The organism is Dictyoglomus sp. LHC4 (assembly GCF_055181355.1).
The window spans coordinates 1,836,675-1,856,731 of sequence record NZ_CM143707.1 but is presented as its reverse complement, the minus strand read 5'-3'; the positions used below and the strand labels follow the sequence as shown (position 1 = coordinate 1,856,731).

The 20,057-nt window shown below is 30.2% G+C and carries 11 protein-coding genes and 1 pseudogene; 3 read left to right on the top strand and 9 right to left on the bottom strand.

All coding sequences use genetic code 11. From position 1 onward, the window contains the following. Nucleotides 1-46 precede the first annotated feature (46 nt). A complete protein-coding gene (locus ACY3JO_RS09350; RefSeq protein WP_463084723.1) occupies nt 47-1,192 on the top strand; it encodes an alanyl-tRNA editing protein in 1,146 nt (381 codons plus the stop codon). On the opposite strand, the gene ACY3JO_RS09345 is transcribed toward ACY3JO_RS09350, so the two are convergent. From ACY3JO_RS09345 to ACY3JO_RS09305, 9 genes are all read right to left on the bottom strand, one after another. Then, nucleotides 1,171-2,823, bottom strand: coding sequence for a GGDEF domain-containing protein (locus tag ACY3JO_RS09345; RefSeq protein WP_463084722.1), 1,653 nt, complete (start codon nt 2,821-2,823; stop codon nt 1,171-1,173). The two genes, ACY3JO_RS09350 and ACY3JO_RS09345, sit on opposite strands and share 22 nt — an antisense overlap. A gap of 97 nt (nt 2,824-2,920) precedes the next feature. After that, nucleotides 2,921-6,007: an alpha-mannosidase gene (locus tag ACY3JO_RS09340; protein WP_463084721.1), complete on the bottom strand. Its 3,087-nt coding sequence runs from the start codon at nt 6,005-6,007 to the stop codon at nt 2,921-2,923. After that, nucleotides 6,004-7,041: a methionine synthase gene (locus ACY3JO_RS09335; RefSeq protein WP_463084720.1), complete on the bottom strand. Its 1,038-nt coding sequence runs from the start codon at nt 7,039-7,041 to the stop codon at nt 6,004-6,006. Before ACY3JO_RS09335 ends, ACY3JO_RS09340 begins: the two co-directional genes overlap by 4 nt. After that, on the bottom strand, nt 7,038-8,015 hold the full coding sequence (locus ACY3JO_RS09330; protein WP_463084719.1) for a methylcobamide--CoM methyltransferase: 978 nt from the start codon (nt 8,013-8,015) through the stop codon (nt 7,038-7,040). Before ACY3JO_RS09330 ends, ACY3JO_RS09335 begins: the two co-directional genes overlap by 4 nt. A gap of 18 nt (nt 8,016-8,033) precedes the next feature. Next, nucleotides 8,034-9,713 (bottom strand): dihydroxy-acid dehydratase, encoded by a 1,680-nt coding sequence (gene ilvD / locus ACY3JO_RS09325; protein WP_463084718.1) that lies wholly within the window; start codon nt 9,711-9,713, stop codon nt 8,034-8,036. Nucleotides 9,714-9,778: 65 nt separating this feature from the next. Further along, complete coding sequence (locus tag ACY3JO_RS09320) at nt 9,779-10,936, bottom strand: iron-containing alcohol dehydrogenase (protein ID WP_463084717.1); 1,158 nt, start codon at nt 10,934-10,936, stop codon at nt 9,779-9,781. 84 nt (nt 10,937-11,020) lie between these two features. Next, nucleotides 11,021-14,290 carry a diguanylate cyclase gene (locus ACY3JO_RS09315; protein ID WP_463084716.1) on the bottom strand — a complete coding sequence of 1,090 codons (3,270 nt, stop codon included), beginning with the start codon at nt 14,288-14,290 and terminating at the stop codon, nt 11,021-11,023. After that, complete coding sequence (locus tag ACY3JO_RS09310; RefSeq protein ID WP_463084715.1) at nt 14,290-16,485, bottom strand: diguanylate cyclase; 2,196 nt, start codon at nt 16,483-16,485, stop codon at nt 14,290-14,292. Before ACY3JO_RS09310 ends, ACY3JO_RS09315 begins: the two co-directional genes overlap by 1 nt. Nucleotides 16,486-16,520: 35 nt before the next feature. Beyond that, nucleotides 16,521-17,723 (bottom strand): iron-containing alcohol dehydrogenase, encoded by a 1,203-nt coding sequence (locus ACY3JO_RS09305; protein WP_463084714.1) that lies wholly within the window; start codon nt 17,721-17,723, stop codon nt 16,521-16,523. 240 nt (nt 17,724-17,963) lie between these two features. Between ACY3JO_RS09305 and ACY3JO_RS09300 the strand changes: the two genes are divergently transcribed. Both ACY3JO_RS09300 and aglA read left to right on the top strand, forming a co-directional pair. Then, a complete protein-coding gene (locus ACY3JO_RS09300; RefSeq protein ID WP_463084713.1) occupies nt 17,964-18,320 on the top strand; it encodes a hypothetical protein in 357 nt (118 codons plus the stop codon). A 327-nt stretch (nt 18,321-18,647) separates the two neighbouring features. Beyond that, a pseudogene (aglA, locus tag ACY3JO_RS09295) lies at nt 18,648-20,040 on the top strand (alpha-glucosidase AglA). Nucleotides 20,041-20,057 lie beyond the last annotated feature (17 nt).

Below are 20,057 nucleotides of genomic sequence, written 5' to 3'. Positions count from 1 at the left end.
CTGCTATTTATGGCAGGGGTTTTTGTTTTATAGTATAATTAACACTATGAATACTAAGAAAATCTTTTATAATGATCCAAATATTGTAAATTGGGAAAGCAAAGTTACTGATATTAAAAAGGAAAAAGACTTTTTTATTCTTTCCCTCTCTGAAACCATTTTTTATCCAGAAGGTGGAGGACAACCATGTGATAAGGGAGAAATTAGATCAGATAGTTGGATCCTTTTGGTTTCCCATGTATGGGAAGAAGATGGTAAAATTTGGCACAAAGGCATTTTAAAGGGTGATAGAGAACCTTTAATTGATGAAAATGTTAAGTTATATATAGATGGTGATCTTCGTAGGGAATATATGGAGCAACATACAGCTCAACATCTTCTTTCTGCTTTAATAGAAAAGAATTATTCATTGGAGACTACTGGTTTTCAAATTTTAGAAGACCACACGAAAATAGAGATACCATATAGAGGATTTGACCCTAAGGGTTTTGCGAATGAGATAGAAAGTATAGTGAATAGGTACATAAAAGAAAATATTTCTGTGAAAGTATATTGGAAGGATGAAGATATTCGCATAGTAGAAATAGTGGGTCTTGATGTGAATCCTTGTGGAGGACTCCATGTGAATAGATTAGGAGAAATAGGATTATTTAAAATAATAGATTTTTACAAGAAGAATAATGATTTATGGAGAGTGGAATTTGTGGCTGGTTCAAGAATCTTGAAAAGATTGAGTGTTAGAGAAGAAGAATATAAGTATATTAAAGAGAAATTAGGAAACCCTGATATTTATGATGGTATTAGCAAATTATTGACTAAATTAGAAACCCTTGGAAAAGATAATAAAAGATTGAGGGAGAGAATAAACAAGTATGTAGCAAAAGAACTTATAGGTTTGGCTGAAAATAAAGAAAATATAAAAATAGTCTTAAATATTTTAGAAGAGGATATAGATACAATTAAGTTTGTTGTTCAAGAGATAATAAAAGAAAATGGTATTTTGGGGGCAATCTTTAATTTACAAGGGCAAGGAATAATTTTTAGAAGTCATGACTTATCAACGGAGATTTTTAACAAAACTTTGGAAAAATTAGCAGAGATAGGATGGAAAGGAAGTAGAGGTGATTACTTTTTGCAGGGAAAGGTTGAAGATCCAGAAAAAGCTATTAATTATATAAAGTCTTTTTTATAAATGAATACTTTGTCTCTTTCTCCCTTAGCCATATATAATGCATTATCTGCAAGTGTTAATAATTCTTTGGGATTTTCTGTGTGAATAGGAAAATTTGCTATACCTATACTTAATGTTCCTATTCTTTTTTCTATATCAATTGGAATTATATGCTTTTCAGTATTCCATTTTACTCTCATTTTTTCTCCTACATTATAGGCTGATGCTAAATCAGTTTCAGGTAATATACAAGCAAATTCTTCTCCTCCTAATCTTCCTATGCTATCAATAGAACGAGTATTTCTTAGAAGAAAAAGGGCAACTTCTTTTAAAAAGGAATCTCCCAATATATGTCCATAAAGGTCATTTATGTTTTTAAAATGATCTATATCAATAAAGAGTATACTTAAAGGATGTTTAAACCTTTGAGCTCTTTTTATTTCATTTTCAAGGATTTCATCAAATTTTCTTTTGTTAAAGACACCCGTCAAAGGATCAGTTGTTGATAATTTTTCAGTGTATTCATATAAGAGGGTATTTTCTAAAGCTATTGTAAGATGGTATAAGATAGAGATGAATGTATCTTGTAAATCTTCAGAAGTTATCATAGAGATACTTATAAAACCATAAAGTCTTTCACTTGTTCTTAAGGGAATTAATACATAATCTTCAGGTATATTTTTACTGAAGAATTTAAGATCATGATATGTAAATAGTTTGTTATCTTTTAGAAACATTAGCATATCAAATATTTCTTTTGCCTCTTCTTTGTTTAAGGTTTGCAGATTTTGATATAGATCTTCTCTTGTTAAAGAGTTTTCAAGATATATATCATAGATTTTTACTGGAAAATCAGGATTGTAAAATTTAAGTATGATGTTAATAACATCTATAGATTTTTTGGAGATATTAAATTCAGAGATAAATTTTAGTAGTAAATTTAGATATTTCTCTTGATTTTTAATTGTTTCCTCTTGAGTAATAATGATATTTCTTAAAGAGTTTTCAAAATCAAAGATTTTTCTTGAGAGATCACCTATTTCATCCTTTTTATTAAAAAATTTGTCCCTATTTAGGTTTAAGAGACTATCTTGAGAAAGACTTTGGGCTAATTCTTCTAATGGTTTTACATATGTGTGTTTCATTGAGTAATAAAATAACAAGAGGAAAAAAATTTGTAGTGCTATAAGGGGAATTGAGAAGGAGATAGTTGATTTTAAAAATCTTTCTTCAAAAGTGCGGGTATTAAAACTAAGAATTACTTTTGAGTCATTCTTCTTATTTGAATATATATAGTAGTATTTATGGTTTTTCAAATCAAGAAAGGAAATCTTATCTTTAATTAATATATCTTCAGGTAACCTTTCAAAATCAGTATTTAGGCTAATTTCTATACTATTAGGATTTTCTTGAACTATAATTCCTTCAATTCTACCAAAATAAAAATTTTTTTCAGAAATCCTTCCAGTAAGAATATCTTTTGGATTCTTTTCAATTCTATCCATATATGTATTTACGTAGTTTTCTATCTCTTTATTAAAAATCAATAAATATTCGTGTTTTATAATGCTTATAAATATTATCTCTATAAGAATAAAAAATATGAGAGATATTCCTGCGTAGAATAAAAAGATTTTATTTTTTAATTTCATTCCCTCTTTAAAATATCCCCTTCTCTTTAATTGTCACGCTTTAATTTTGAAACTATAATTTTTAATATTAGTTTATATCATAAGTATTAGGTATTTTTCAATAAATTATTTTCAAGGTTTTTATTTCAAAAGGTTTTACTTTTATTTCTAAGATCTGATTTTTCAAGTTTAATTCATTATATTCTTTCTCTAAAAGATTTGTTTCATAGATCTTTTTTACTGAAAATCCAAATTTAAAATTAATAATCTCTTCTTTACCTAAGTATTCTGCAAATCTTAATATCAATCCTTTGTGATCTTCTGATTGTTTTAAAGCTCCAATAATTATGTTATTTTTATCCCAGCTTAAAATTGATATATCTTCAATTGAAAAATTACCTATTATAGGAATAAGGGGTTTATTCAATTCTTCGGCTTCTTTTAAAGTCTTTTCTCCAAGAGTTCCTTTATGGGGAAGGAGGGAGTAAGTAAAGTGATGAATACCAAGGTCAGCGGTATAATCTGGGGAAAAAGGTGATCTTAATAAAGTTATCCCTATAATATTTTCATTGACGCTATGTCCATATTTTCCATTGTTTAATATGCTCACTCCCAAATCTCCTTGTGAAAGATCTATAAATCTGTGTACTGGTATTTCAAATTGGGCTTTTTCCCATGAGGTATTTTTATGAGTAGGTTTTGAATATGTTCCATAGGGAACCTCATAGGTTACAAAGGATGATAATAGATCAAATGGGAAATATGCTCTTAACATTACTCTTTTCTCATCCCATTTTATTTCTGTTTCTATATCTATTCTTTCCGAGAATGCGTGAAGTATATAGTATTGAATAATTTCCGAATTTCTGTATTTTCTTACCACTTTAATTTTTGCTCTTAACGGACCTTTTTCAGTTAATTCAATTTTTTCTGCTGTGATTGCCTCACCATATTTCTCATACTCTAAGGGGATATCCCAAGCTTCCCAATTTCTTGGTCTATCAGGGTAAGCAATAATTATATTTCCTTTATCAACAAAGAGATTTCTATTTTTATCTTTATATAGTACTTGGAAAGAGCCATCTTCATATACTTTCAGTCTTATTAATGAGTTTTCTAAGACATTATTATGAGTCTGAAGATCAGTATCATATGACAAATTATTATTTTCTTTTTTAATATTTAAAGTAATTAAACTTAAGGGTGGTATGGTTATATTTTTTGAATAAAGGAATATTCCTTTATCTGTTTTTTGAATTGGTATCTCTGTATCTTTATAATAAAATCTTTCCCCATCTTTCATTTCTAATTCTGTTTTTAACTCTTGAGGGAAAGAGGTAGGATTATAGATAATAATTTTCTTTTGAGAACTATCTTCTTTAATATCTAATTTGGCATCTAATATTTCTTTTAGCTCTTTTTCAGTATCCTCATAAACTTCTTTTATTGAAGATCCAGGTAGTATATCATGAAATTCATTTCTTAATAGCTTTTCCCACATTTGAGTGAGCTTTTCATAAGGATATGGTAGATCTTTTACAATGTTTAAGATAACAGATAGACTTTCGAGGGTGAAAAGGTAATTTTCTGCTAATCTGTGAAGTTTTTTAGTTCTTCCCTGGGTTGTAAAGGTCCCTCTGTGAAGTTCAAGATATAGATCTCCATAATATATAGGAAGTTTTTCTTTAGGTATCTTTTCAAAGAATTTTATAGGATTTTCAAATTTTATATCTGGAATAAATGGTAAATCTTTCATTGTATTTAATCTTTCTATCATTTCATAAGTAGGTCCACCACCACCATCTCCATATCCAAAAGTATATATCATCCTATCTGATAAGTTTCTTTGTTGATAACTTCTATAATTTTCAATAATTTCTTTTATTTCCGTAGATCCATTATAGCCACCATATCTTGCATATATATGGGCAATTATTTTAGTTCCATCAATCCCTTTCCAAAGGAATAGATCATAAGGAAATATATTAGTCTCATTCCATGAAAGTTTTGTGGTTACAAAGTACTCAATATCTGCTTTTTTAAGAATTTGAGGCAGATTGGGATTGAACCCAAATGTATCAGGAAGCCATGCTATTTTACATGTTTTTTGAAACTCTTTTTCAAAGAATTTTTGGGCGTATAAAAATTGTCTTACTAAAGATTCCCCAGAAGGAAGTTGACAGTCACTTTCTACCCACATTCCCCCCTCTACTATCCATTGTTCTTTCATAACTTTTTCTTTTATCTTTTGAAAAAGAAAAATGTTGTTTTCTTTTATATCTTTATAGATTTGGGCACTACTTTGTAAGAATTTGAAATCCTGATAAAGATTCATAAGTTGAAGGATGGTGGAAAAAGTTCTTTGAGCTTTTCTTATAGTTTCCTCTCTTGGCCAAAGCCAAGCATAATCTATATGAGAATGTCCTAAAGCATAATATTCTCCTATATTTGGATATTTCTTTTTTAGGTTTCTGACTTTTTTAAGAGCTTCGTAAGCTTGTGATATTATTTCTTCTTTTAGCTCATAAGGTATAGGGGTTTCTGTCTTTGAAAATTCTGGCATGCTCCATAAATTTTTCAAAATATCCATGGTAAATTTTGTGTTTTGAATTTTTTCCAAGAATTTTTCATTACTACTTATCAGTTTTATCTTTCCAAGGGTTTCTTCAAGTATAAGCTCTAATTCTTGTTGTAAATCTTGGTTTATATTCTCTAAATAAAGGGCAAGTTCTCTTATAATACTGAAAATAAGCCATGCTTTATAGGTTTCTTCATCTTTTTGAAATATGAAGGCTTCTTTTAGTACTGGATTATATTGGTGTTGGCCAAACAATCCCTTAGGTACAGCTTCAATAATTATATCCAACTCCTCAAAATAGGGTATTTTATGTTCCTTATGATATTGGTTTATACCAGCATATGGTGTACCATTTATAAATAGAAAAGCTTCTCCACCTACATCCAAAAAGATGTAAAGGGAGGATTTTTCAAAATCTTTTGGAAGACTTGTCTTCTTTCTGAAATAAACAGGGAGAGATATTTTCTTCCATCTCTCCCCTAATTTAATGATCTCCAAATCTTTATCATTTAATTTTTCTTTAGAATCAGTAAAATACCATTCATCAAGTATTAACTTGCTAATTATTGAGTATGCATATATTTCATCAAGCCAAAAATTCCATTGTTCTAAAAGATATTTTCTCATAAATCTCTTCCACCTAATTCAATAGTAATTTCTGATGGATAGCCTTGTTTTATAAGTTCTTCTCTTATCTCATTAACTGCTTTTGCCATATTTTCCATTTTTGCTTTTGCTTCTTCCCAGGTTCTTGTCTTTAATCCACAATCAGGATCTATAAATACTTGTTCAGGACGAAAATGCTTAAGGGCTTCTCTTATTCTTTGCTTTATCTCATCTACGCTCTCTATTCTATGGGTATGGACATCTATAACTCCTACTGCAATGTATTTATCGGGTGGAAATCCAACATTTTCTATAAGGGGATAAAGTTTGTCTGCATTATTTGTAAATTCTAAGTCAAATTGGTGTACAGGGAAATTTATTATTTCTTTCCATATAGGTCTGAAATCTCCATAACATATGTGTGTAATTATAAAGCTTCTCAATCCTCTTGTAGAAACTTGAAAGGCCTCTTTTGCTATATGGATTTCTTCAGGATGGGTAGGAACGGCAGGTTCATCAATCTGTACAAATAACGCCCCAGCCTTCTCTAAATCTAATGCTTCTTGATTTATTACTTCTGCAAGATCTAAAACTAAATCTCTTTTATTTTCATAATATTCATTAAAGGACCAATCTGCTATTGTGTATGGACCTGTTAACATTCCTTTTACAGGCTTTTTAGTTAGACTTTGGGCAAACTTAAACATATCTACTGTTATGGGTTTTGTTCTTTTAATTTTACCTATTACAATTGGTTTTTTGTAGTATCTGTTTCCGTATGATCTGACAAGACCACTTATAGTAAAGCCTTCTAAATTTTCTGCAAAATATGTGGCCATATCTCCTCTTTCCATTTCTCCATGTACTAATATGTCTACGCCTATTTCTTCTTGCATTTTAATAACCTCTTCTGTAGCCTTGAGCTCCAACTCGTGAAGAGTAGAGTAGGGAATTTGACCTTTTAAGTATTGATTTCTTGCTTTAACAAGGTAATCTGGTTTGGGAAAACTACCAACACTTGTTGTAGGGAGTATGGGAAGTTTTACTTCTTTCATTTTTTCTCACCTCTTACTAAGTTTACCCCTTTAGCTAAATTTATCAATTTTTCATAAGCCCTTTCTCTTGGAAGATATTCAAGCCCAGCACTTGGGTTAATATAGAGATTTTCATCTTTAATGTAGTTTAATGCTTGTTTTATTAATTGGGCGATTTGATCAGGTGTTTCTAACTTTGTATTTCTTGCATCAACTATACCATAACCTAAGGCCATATTTTTAGGAAAATCTTTTAATATTTCAAAATTCTCTTTTCTTGAGACAAAATCTATTCCAAATATATCAATTGGTAAATCTTTTATTCTATCTTTCAAAGGTAAAACTGTATGGAAGTATGTATATATAGCTAATTTTCCTGAAAAATATTTTCTAATTTCTTTGTATATTTCAAAGAGAAGATCAAAATCTTCTGGGTAGTATTGAATAGAAGGTTCGTTAAACTGGAGATATTTTACCTTGTTTTCTTCTAATAACTTTACTTCTTCAGTTAATGCCTTTGCGTATGCTTTTGTCAATTTTTCTAAATCCTTATAATATTCGTCTCTACTTAATCTTGCAAGAGTGTAAGGACCTGTTAGGACTGCCTTAACAGGAACATTGCCTGCCCATTCTTGAGCTTTTTTCCAATCATTAAGTATGATTGGTTCTCTCCATCTTATTTCATCTTTTATAATTGGTTGTCTATAGTAGGTATTATTATCAAAATATCTAAATAATCCTCCTATTTCTATGCCATCAAGTTTTTTAGTTATATAACTTTGTCCATCCTCCCATCTTATTTGACCATCTGTAATAAGCTCTACACCTGCAGTTATTTGTTCTTCAATTACTTCTTTTGTTACTTCATCAAAAGTTTTCTCTAATTCTTCCTTTGTAACCTTTCCTTGGTCATAAGCATGGATTGCTTTCCTTAATTTTGGTTCTCTGGGAGGGTTTGGTATTTTAGGATAATGATCTACAACCGTAATTATCATCTTTTAACCTCCTTAATATTAATTATCTTCATATATATCTTTTAATACTGCTCCATGGCTTGCGGATGTTACTAAAGCAGCATAACGTCTTAAGTAGCTAAATTCAATCTCTCTTTTAATAGGTTTCCATTTTTCCTTTCTTTCTTCTAATTCTTCTTGAGATAATTTCACATTTATTTTTCTATTTGGTATATCTATTTCAATGATATCTCCATCTTTAAGGAGAGCTATAGGTCCACCCTCAGCAGCTTCAGGGGATACATGTCCTATAGCTGCTCCTCTGCTTCCTCCTGAAAATCTACCATCGGTTATTAAAGCCACATCTTCATCAAGTCCCATTCCTGCTAATGCAGAAGTAGGGCTTAACATCTCTCTCATTCCAGGTCCTCCTTTTGGACCTTCATATCTTATGATTACTACATCACCTTTATTGATTTTGCCTGCATAAATCTCTTTTATGGCTTCTTCCTCACTATTGAATACTCTTGCAGGTCCTTGGTGTTTTAACATCTTATGACTTACCGCAGATTTTTTAACTACCGCACCTTCTGGGGCTAAATTTCCATGTAGTATGGAAAGTCCACCATCAGAAGCATATGGGTTTTCTAAGGATCTTATCACATTTCTATCTCTGATAACTGCAGATTCTGCTATTTCTCCAATAGTTTTACCTGAAACTGTTATAGCATTGGGATGTAATAGATTACCCTTTAAAAGTTCTTTCATTACTGCTGGTATTCCTCCTGCCTCATGTAAATCTTGAATATGTTGAGAGGATGCAGGACTTAGCTTACATATATTGGGTGTCTTTTCACTGATTTTTTGGAAAGTATCAAGAGGTAGATCTATTTTTGCCTCTTTTGCAATAGCTAATAGATGTAAAACTGTATTGGTGGAACCTCCCAAAGCCATATCTACAGCAATAGCATTTTCAAAGGCTTCTTTTGTTAATATATCTCTTGCTTTTATTCCTGCTCTTACTAATTCCACTATTTTCTTCCCAGCTTCTTTTGATAATCTTTTTCTTAATCCATCAAAAGCAGCAGGTAAAGTACCATTGAAAGGTAAAGCTATGCCAAGAGCTTCAGATAGACAATTCATGGTATTTGCAGTAAACATTCCAGAGCAGGAACCACATCCTGGACAGGCATATTGTTCTAAATCAAGCAAGTCTTCTTCTTTTAAGTTTCCTGCCTTTACTTGTCCTATACCTTCAAAAGTACTAATTAAATCTACATCTTTACCTTGCCATCTTCCAGCAAGCATAGGTCCACCACTTAAAATAACAGAAGGTAGGTTTAATCTTGCTGCAGCCATAAGCATTCCTGGTACAATCTTGTCACAATTTGTTACAAGAATAATTCCATCTAACTGGTAGGCTTCTACCATAGCTTCTATTGAATCTGCTATTAATTCTCTGCTGGCGAGAGAATATTTCATACCTTTATGTCCCATTGCAATACCATCGCATATACCAATAACTCTGAATTCCATTGGGGTTCCGCCAGCTTCTAAAATTCCATATTTTACTGCTTGGGTAATCATATCTAAATGGATATGTCCTGGTATCATTTCATTTCCTGAGTTAACAACTCCAATAAGGGGTTTTTCTAACTCATCCTTAGTATATCCCATTGCGTAGAAAAGAGATCTATGAGGTGCTCTTTCTATACCTTTCTTTACTGCATCACTTCTCATTTTTTCTACCTCCTAAAATAACCTTCTGATAATGCTAACAATAGAAAGATAAGATTGTCAATAGTTTATAGACACATTTGTAAAATTTTATAAACATCTTCTTTTGCTAATTTTTTTGTATTACCGATAGGTCCAAATTGAGTTGCTTTTTCTGCCATTTCTTCAAGTTTTTCATCATTTATTCCTACCTTTGAAAGTTTTGTAGGTACTCCTATACTTTCGTAGAAATCAATTAATCTTTCAATGCTTTTTAACCCTACCTCAAAATCATCATCTCCTGTTATACCCCAAACATTTCTTGCAAAATTAGCAAATTTGTGAGGTATCACATCCGATACATATTTCATCCAATGAGGAAAGACAATAGCGAGGCCTAAGCCATGGGGTATATCATATATGGCAGATATGGCATGTTCAATAGCATGGGTCGCCCAGTCTTGTTCCTTACCAACTCCGATTATTCCATTTAGAGCGTTTGTACCGCACCATAGTATCGTTGTCCTTGCGTTGAGATCTTCTGGATTTTTAATAATTTTGGGAGTTGTTTCTATTACAGTTTTCATTATTGCTTCTGCAAATCTATCTTGCAAAATAGCATCATCAACCCTATCAAAATATTGTTCAAATACATGGGAGAGGATATCTACAATACCATAAAGGGTATGGTTAAGAGGAACGGAAGCAGTATTTTTAGGATCTAATATAGAGAATTTGGGATAAATATAAGGGCTTGAAATGGCTAATTTTTCTTGAGTTTCTAAATTGGATATTACTGCATTTCCATTCATTTCTGATCCTGTAGCTGCAAGAGTAAGTACTACACCAATAGGTATTGTAGGTTTTATAGGCTTTCTATACTTAAATAGATCCCAAACATCCCCTTCATAGGTTAAACCTGCAGCTATAGCTTTTGCAGTGTCGATAACACTACCACCACCAACAGCTAAGAGTAGATCAATATTATTCTCTCTTACCATATTTATTCCTTTTCTTACTAAGTCTACTCTTGGATTTGGTTTAACTCCCTCCAACTCAAAAATTTCTAATCCCTCTTCCTTTAGGAGTTTGACAACTCTATCATAAAGTCCTATTTTTTTTACACTTCCTTGTCCTATTACAAGAAGAATTCTTTTTCCATAATTTTTTGATTCTTTTCCTACTTCCTCAGTAGTATCTACCCCAAATATAATTTTTGTAGGATTATGAAAAACAAAATTTCTCATTTTTAGTCCTCCTTTCGGTTTAAGATTTTAGAAAATTATATTGCTTAAAGATAAAATTTACAATCTAAAATAATTTTCAAATATTTAATCTATTTCGCCTTTTTCAAGAAGATCAACAAAGATTTCTGCAATCTCGGGATCAAATTGTCTTCCAGTATTCTTTTTAATCTCTTTTATAATTTCTTTTTTAGAGAGAGCCTTTCTATATGGTCTATCTGATTTCATAGCGGAATAAGCATCAACAATTGCTAAAATCCTTGCTAAGAGGGGAATATCTTTTCCTTGAAGACTTTGGGGATATCCTTTCCCATCATACCTTTCATGATGATAAAGAACTGCTTGTAGAAGTTTTTCCATTTTTGGTAATTGGTTGAGGATTAGATAACCGAGTCTTGGATGTTCTTTTATAATTTTCCATTCTTCCTCTGTTAACGGTCCAGGCTTTTTGAGTATCTCAGAGGGTATACCTATTTTACCTATATCATGTAATTTACCTGCAATTTCAAGAATTTCAAGATCTTCTTTAGAAAGTCCTAATTTTTCACCAATTTTTTTAGCATATTTTGAAACATCGATAGAATGCGTAAAAGTATAGTTATCTTTATTATCAATTGCATTTACAAGACCTAAGAAAATATCAAATTTAGGCCCTTCTTCTATTAGAGGAGTAATATCTGAGGAAGAGAGTAGAGCAAATTTTCCACCTCCGGAAGTTTTAGCCTTATACATGGCAGTATCTGCTAATGTAAGGAGTTTTTCGGGTTCCAATGTATCAATGGGATATGATGCTATACCAATACTTATATTTAATGGTATTTTATTATTTTGTGGAGTTAATATTGGTGTATTATTAAGGTTATTTAGTATTCTTTCTGCCAACCTTTTTGCACCTTCTATAGAGGTTTCGGGTAGAATAATAGCAAATTCATCTCCTCCATATCTCCCTAAAATATCTACTTTTCTACAGGATTTTTTCAATATACTTGCCACCGTTTTCAATACTTCATCTCCAAAGGTATGTCCATAGGTGTCGTTAAAGAGTTTAAAGTTATCAATGTCTAAGATCATCACAGAAAGAGGACGATTATATCTTTGGGCTCTTGTTACTTCTTTCTGGAATGCTTCTTCTAAAGCTCTTCTGTTTAATATACCTGTTAGAGGATCTGTGGTTGCAAGTTTTTTGGTCTCCTCAAATAGCTTAGCATTTTCTAAGGCTATTGCAATGAAACTTGACAATGTAGAAAGTAGGCTAACAGTATGTTCGTTATATGCATCTATTTGGTGATGTTTTAGGATAATAACTCCTATTACTCTATCTCCTATGGTTATAGGTATTCCTAAGAAAACTTTATTCTTTTTATTTTTGCTTTTCTTTAGAAGATATTTTTTGGTTTCTATGATTTTTAAAATTCTCTTTCTATCATTAGTTGTTATCTGATCTCCTTCTTTTGTGTTTATTTTTTTTACTACAATCTCAAAGTTACAGTTGTCGTCTTCTTGTTTACAGTTTACTATATAAAGAGCTTCAAAATCAGTAAGTTTTGTTATTTCTTTTAGGATTAAATCCCAAAGGAGTTCAACTTCAAGGGCAGATGTTATTCTCTTACTAATGTCATCAAGTATGGAAAGTTCTTTTATGTGACTTTCTAATCTTTTTTCATACTCTTCTCTTTCTTTAAATATGATTGCACCTTGTAATGCTGCACTAAGCTGTGCTCTTAAAAGTTCATAAACTATACCTTCGGAAGGCCCTACTTCAAAGAGGGCATATCCTGTAGAGTTTTCTTTGTAAAATAAGGGAGATACGATGTAAGTTGCTCTGTAAGAAGGTGAAAATTTATGGGGGATAATTTGATATATATCAAAAGTTTCATTAGTTATGATTTCTTTTCCATCCTTATAACCTAAAGCTAAAATTCCCTCTTTTAGAGGAGATTTTGAATCCTTATACTCAACAATATAAAAACTTCTTATTCCTAAGTTTATAATACTATTTTTTGCTTGCTCTAATATTTCTTTCTTTTTAAAGCTTGATATTAAACTTATTCCTATTTGAGTTAGTAAATTCATCCTTTGTTCTGTCTTAAAACTTCTGTAACCTTGGAATCTTTCGGAAAAATCACTTATTATTACTCTTGCTTGATGCCAAAGATTTTCTGCATAATGAAGGGTTTTATCATCTAAATAGTAGAATAAAAATCTTCTTAATAAAGATATGCAATCTTGAAATATACCTGTATTTTTCCCTTCTTGTTCTTCCTCTTTTAGGATCCAGTTTAAAATAGATACAAATATGTTAGAACTTCTTTCTTTTAGATTTTCAATAAAAGCGTAGTAGATTTTTTTTATTCTTTCTAATGTTTTTGAATCAATTTGAGGTAAGTTTCTTAATAAGTATTCTATAAATTTTCCTTTTAAATTTTCCATATTTATATAATCTAATTTTGCAAATTCTTTATCTATATCAACTTTTGCCTTTTCTATAGCAGAATATGTACATCCACATGAGTCTCTTATAATAAGTTTTGTAGGTAGATGAGTTTGGTCAAGTATTGTTTCTCCAGATATAAGATTAACAAGACTTTCTACACTTTTCCATCCCATCTCATATAGCGGTTGAGAGACTGTTGTTAATGGTGGAGTAATAAATTTTGCTCCTTCCGTATCGTCAAATCCTGTTACCTTTATATCTTCTGGAACAAGAATTCCTCTATCTTTAAGCTCTTCAATTGCCCCTATAGCCATCTCATCATTTGAACTTACAATAACTTCCACGTCTATTTTTCTTTCATCAAGAAAAGTTTTAACAGCCTCTCTTCCTGAATTATATAAGAAGTCTCCGTGATATATATTTTGGGGATTAAAGGAAATCCCATGTTCATTTAAAACATTAATGAAGGTTTCATACCTTATCTTAGCCTCTTCATTATTTAAAGGACCTGTAATGAATGCAAATTTTTTATATCCATGATCTTCAATAAGATGTACTAAAAGTTCTTTAAAACCTAAAATATTGTCAATAATTATACTTGGAATTTTTTCTATGGTTGTACCAATACTTATAGTTGGGATATCCTTTGAATAGTTATAACAGAAATTTGCCAATTCATTATGAGTTATGTAGGGACATATGGCTGAAGAAAAAATTATTAAGCCATCAACATTTTTCTTAGAAATAAGATTGTATATAAGATTTCCCTTTTTATCATTTTCATTGGGCGTATTTAAATGTTTTCCAGTAAAACATAAGATATCTAAATTGTAATTTTCTCCAGCTGAAAATACTCCTTCTAAGATGCTCCATTGATAAATATAAAGATTATCTACTATTACTCCTATTTTCTTTTTACTCATTAATTTTCCCCCTTAAAACTAATTATAGAATATTGCTTACCCCCTGAACTTTTTGCTTCATACATGGCCAAATCTGCAAAATTTATAAGCTTTTCAAGCTCTTTTGTGGTATCTGGATATGATGCAATACCTATACTTATACTAAGATAAATTTTATCATTATTAGGAGAATGAAGCTCTATTTTATCCACATTTTTGATTAGTTTATTTGCCACTTTAATTGTATTTTTTAAATTTGTCTCAGGAAGAATAATGATAAATTCATCCCCACCATATCTTCCCACAGTATCCACTTTTCTACAGGACTCTCTTAATATTTTACCCACTGTTTTTAATACTTCATCTCCAAAGCTATGTCCAAAGGTATCGTTTATCATTTTGAAATTGTCCAAATCTATTACCATAATGGATAAAGGGCGATTATATCTCTTGGATCTCTCAATTTCTCTTTTTATTATCTCATCCAATGCTCTTCTATTAGGTAAACCAGTTAATGGGTCAGTAATAGCTAATTTTTTCAATTCTTCAATCATCAAAGCACCTTTAATACCGCCACTTATTTCTGCTCTTAGGATTTCATAAATCACTCCCTTTTTTGGCCCATATTCAAACACTATATATCCTAAATGATCATCTTCTACAAAAAGGGGTTCAAAGATAAGATTTAATCTCCTTTTAGGAAGTAAAGACTCTGGTAAAAGTTGTTCTACATCAAATGTGTTTTTTTCTTTTCTTTTTGTGTCTCCATCTACCACTGATAGAATATTCCTCGCTTTTGCATAGTTTGAATCTTTTTGATACAAAAATATATAGAAAGTGTTTAAGTCTATTTCTGTTAACCTATAGCTTATTCTATTTAAAATTTCATCCATTTGAAAAGTAGATAGAAGGTCAGCCCCAATATAGCCTAAATGGTCAATTAAATCATTGGTTTTGAAAATCTCATATTTTAATTTTTTTTCTTTATAGTCTTTTAAAACATTAATTGATTGTAAAATGAGGTTTTTGGCTTTTTGATGAAGAGAATTTTCAAAATGCATATCAATAAAAGAATTAATATTATTAAAAGTTTCTTCCAATAACTCAATATCTATATTATTATTTAACAATAAACTTTCTATTTCGGTAATAAAGTTTTCTTCCCTTTCGATAATACTATTGTAAAATTCTTTCATTATATTTTCTATCCATTTAATAATTCGAGGATTTCTTGTTTCTATTTCTGAAATTACATATTCATTTAATAGAGAATAAAAATCCTTTTTATTCTTTTTGAGATCAGAAATTTTCGACCAAATTTTTTCTTCTTTTTTTGCTAATCTAATATAAATTCTTGAACAACCGCAAGACTCACGGATTATCATTTTGGTAGGTATTTCTATCTTTTTTGGTATTTCTTTTCCTAAAATAAGGGAATGGCATAATTCTAAAGCTTTTTTTCCTAATTCCGATAGATTTTGTTCCACAGTAGATAAAGGTGGTTCTATAAAAGTGGACTCCAATATATTATCAAATCCTGTAATGGCAATTTCATTTGGTACTTTTATTTTTCTACGTTTAAGCTCTTCAAGTCCTGCTATTGCCATGTTATCATTGGAAAAGACAATTACATCAGGTTTTATTTTTCTTTCATCTAAAAAAGTTCTTACTGCATATATACCTTGAGGAGTGGTAAAGTTGCTTTCATAGATATGTTCTGGCTTTATTTCTAAATCATATTCTCTAAGTGTTTCATAGAAAGCATTGTTTCTGACTTGAGCTTCTTCGTTATTGGGGGGTCCAGCTACATATGCAATATTATTATATCTGTGATGCTTTATCAAATGGATAAGAAGGTCTTTGAAACCTTTTCTGTTGTCACTTATAACACATGGTATTTCTTTTGTTTCTAATCCTACACTTACAATGGGTAGTTGTGGATGAAATCTTTTATAAAATTTAATTATTTCTTCTTTTGGTAAATTGAAACCAACTACAAGTCCTAATATTATTAATCCATCTATATTCTTCTTAGATATTAAACTATAAATCCTATTCCTTCTTTGACTTTCCATATTATTTGGATTTAAATCTCCTCCTACAAAAACATAAATATCAGTATTAAGTTTTTCTGCTTCAGAGAAAATTCCGGATAGAATTTTCATCTGATAGCCTTCATATAAATAGTTTACAATTACCCCTATCTTTTTTCGCATTAACTTCTCCTATAGTTAATATTGTTAACAATTTATTATACTACTTTTATAAAATCTTTTAAAAGACCTAAAAAATAATATAATGTAAGAATAGTAAATCTATCTCTGATAAATAAGGAGTAGAGAATAGCTTTTTCTAAATCTTCTTTTTTTATGTTCCAATCTTCTATATCCAATGAGAATCTAAGTTTTTTAAATCCATCTATTATTTCTTGTTTCTTTTTAGAAAGGTTTTCAGCAAGAGATTTAATATCATCTTTATGGAGTTTTATTTTCTCAATGAGGCTTTTTCTGAACTCAATATTATTAAACATTTCTATTCTTTCTGTATTTTCCTCTATTATTCTATTATGTATTTTAGGAAAATTTTCTTCTATCTCTTTTCTCCATTCATTTATATCTATTTCATAATCTATATATTGATCCATTTTTTCAAAGTCAAATTCTAATATGAGTTCATATAATTTAATCACGTAAAAGGTGGCTATTCCTACTTTTATTCCATGAAATAGATCATATCCTAAAAACTCTAAATAGTGGGCAATATGATGCTCTGCTCCTGAGGCTGGACGAGAATTTCCTACCTTAGTCATTAATTCCCCTGATTTTACAAGGCCCTCAAACAATAGTTTAATAAAATCATTTTTGTTTATACTTTTTAGTGTATCTTCACAAGCTTTAAACATTTCTTCTGCCACATTTACATCTAATGGTTCATCTAAAAGAGTTTGTGCAAGCTTCCAATCTGAAAGAGCTGTATATTTCCCCATTAAGTCTCCAAAACCTGCTTTTATAAGTAAATGAGGGGCATTTTTAAGTATTTCTAAGTTTGCAAATATAAGCTCAGGGGGTTTTGCTGATAAAGTAGTTTTGATTCCATCTATGGTTAATGCGGTAACTGAAGATGCATATCCATCCATAGATGGGGCTGTTGGTACAGATATAAATTTTAGATGTTGTTTATAACTTACGAATCTTGCTATATCTGTTATACTTCCCGAACCCACTGAGATGATTATATTGTCGTCATTGGTGTTTATGAGTAATTTACAAATGTGTTTTTCGTCTGCATGAGCATTATATGGTAAAACAAGCAGTTTTGAGTTATCACCAAGATTTTTATAGATGTCTTTTCCGCATACTTCATAAGTATTTTCATCACAAAGAATTAATGGGATTTCTTTTTGTTTTTTTATGTAATCTAAGAGATTGGAAAAATCATTGTCCCATATAAGCATTTTCTTCTTACCTCCTTTTATTATAAATGGTATAATTCTTTTAATATTTAGTCAAAATAATTATGAAGTTATGACAGAAAATATAATAACAAACATATTTATTATATTTCTGGGATGTTTTATAAAAAAACTTCCTTCCGAGGCAGGATCAACTTTCAGTAGATTTGTAATACATATTACTCTTCCCGCTACTATTCTTAAAGTATTTTTAACATCTTCTATAAGCCATGATATCTTTTTTTGCCATTTATTTTATTTTCTTTTGGAATAATCGTATTTATAAGCGGTTTTATTTTTCTAAGAAATAAGAGATTAGATAATAATCTGAGATGGACTTTGCTTATTGGTATCTGTGGGTATAATGTGGGGTTTTTTTCTTATCCTTTTATAAGAAGTTTTTGTGGAGATGAAGGACTTTTATATATGGTCATGTTTGATATAGGAAACTCTTTTACAGTTTTTGGATTATCATATGTTTTGTCTATTCTCTCAGAGGGAAATTGGTCTCTTTCTGAAGTTAAAAATGTGGTTAAGAAGATGTTATTATTTTTTTCCTTTAGACATATATTTTATATCTCTCTTTTTAAATCAATTTAGAGTAAGTTTTCTTTCAATTTTTATTTCCAAATTTAAGTCTTTATCTTTACCTAATTTTACGCTTGCACTTTTACAATAGGTTATTTTCTTGATTTTAAATTGGATAAGGAAGAGATAGAGGCTTTATTTTATGGCCTTGTTATAAGATTTATTCCTGGAATATTATTTGCTATTTTTTTAAGGAGATTTTTAGGGGATTCTCTATTTATTAGGATTATTTCCTTGGGAGTTTTATTACCAATTTATATGTTCCTTTAACCATATTAATTGGAAACTTTTTTCCTTATAATTTTTAAATAAAAAAATAGCTTAAAGGAAGATGTTTATATGAAATTTACAATTATAGGTTCAGGAAGTATAAGATTTTCAATGCAGATCATAGGTGATATCGCAAAGACTCCAAATTTTCTTGGTTCTACCATATCATTGGTTGATATTCACGAGGAAAGATTAAAAGCCTCTTATACTTTAGCAAAGAAGTATGTAGAAGAGCTTGGAGTGGATTTAAATTTTAAGAAGACAACAAAGCTTGAAGAGGGCATGGAAGGAGCAGATTTTGTTATAAATACCGCAAATCCTTTTCCAAAAGAATATGATGATGGTTTTGTAAAGTACGATATTGTTACAAAGATTGGCGAAAAGCATGGTTATTATAGGGGTATTGATAGTCAGGAATTGAATATGGTATCTACTTATGTTTTAATTTCTTATTATGATATTAAATTTGCCCTTGACATAGCTAATAATATAAAGAAATATGCACCATCTGCTTGGCTTTTGCAGACAGCAAATCCAGTATTTGAAATAACACAGCTTTTAACACGCATTACATATATAAAAGTTGTAGGTATATGTCACGGTTTTAATGGGGTTTTTGAAGTATTCAATACTCTTGGGATTGATGCTAAGGAAGTAGAATGGCAGGTTGCTGGTGTGAATCATGGTATATTTTTGAATAGATTTTTATATAAGGGAGAGAATGCTTATCCTCTTCTTGATAAATGGATAGAAGGAAAATTATCAAAATGGGAACCTAAGAATCCTTGGGATTTACAGATGAGTCCAGCATCTCTTGATATGTATAAGTTTTATGGGATGCTACCCATTGGTGATACATGTAGAAATGGTACTTTGAAATACAATTATAATCTTGAAACAAAAAAAGATGGTATGGTAAATTTGGAGGCATAGATAATGAGGTTGAGAGGCCTAGATTTCATGAACAATTGAGATTTGGAAGAAGAAAAATGATTGAATTAGCCAATGAAGTTGAGAAAAATAAAGATATTAAACTTCTTAAACTATGGCCTGAAGTATTTAATAAAGATAAATTAAGTGGTGAACAACATATTCATTTTATGAATAGTATAACCTTTGGAGACAAAAAGAGGTTAATTTTAAATGTTCTAAATAATGGGACTATTTTAGGATTACCTGATGATGTGGTGGTAGAAGTGCCTGTATAGGTGGATAAAGAAGGAATACACTATGAAAATATAGATCCTGATTTAACTCAAAGAATAAAGATATTTTATTTATTACCAAGAATTCTACGAATGGAATGGGCCCTTGAAGGATTTTTATCAAGAGATATTAAAGTTCTTGAGGAGATATAGTAAGAGATCCATGAACAAAATCTTATGAGCAGGTAAAAGAGGTTTTAAATGAAATATTTAATCAATCTTTTAATTATGAATTGAAAGAATACTTAAACTATTGAGGTATTTTGTTTATTAA

Bases quoted from the DNA above. Each gene is read 5' to 3' on its own strand.
- ilvD (WP_463084718.1), bottom strand. From the start codon at position 9,713: ATGAGAAGTGATGCAGTAAAGAAAGGTATAGAAAGAGCACCTCATAGA.
- ACY3JO_RS09350 (WP_463084723.1), top strand. From the start codon at position 47: ATGAATACTAAGAAAATCTTTTATAATGATCCAAATATTGTAAATTGG.
- ACY3JO_RS09320 (WP_463084717.1), bottom strand. From the start codon at position 10,936: ATGAGAAATTTTGTTTTTCATAATCCTACAAAAATTATATTTGGGGTA.
- ACY3JO_RS09310 (WP_463084715.1), bottom strand. From the start codon at position 16,485: ATGCGAAAAAAGATAGGGGTAATTGTAAACTATTTATATGAAGGCTAT.
- ACY3JO_RS09315 (WP_463084716.1), bottom strand. From the start codon at position 14,290: ATGAGTAAAAAGAAAATAGGAGTAATAGTAGATAATCTTTATATTTAT.
- ACY3JO_RS09345 (WP_463084722.1), bottom strand. From the start codon at position 2,823: ATGAAATTAAAAAATAAAATCTTTTTATTCTACGCAGGAATATCTCTC.
- ACY3JO_RS09335 (WP_463084720.1), bottom strand. From the start codon at position 7,041: ATGAAAGAAGTAAAACTTCCCATACTCCCTACAACAAGTGTTGGTAGT.
- ACY3JO_RS09340 (WP_463084721.1), bottom strand. From the start codon at position 6,007: ATGAGAAAATATCTTTTAGAACAATGGAATTTTTGGCTTGATGAAATA.
- ACY3JO_RS09330 (WP_463084719.1), bottom strand. From the start codon at position 8,015: ATGATAATTACGGTTGTAGATCATTATCCTAAAATACCAAACCCTCCC.
- ACY3JO_RS09305 (WP_463084714.1), bottom strand. From the start codon at position 17,723: ATGCTTATATGGGACAATGATTTTTCCAATCTCTTAGATTACATAAAA.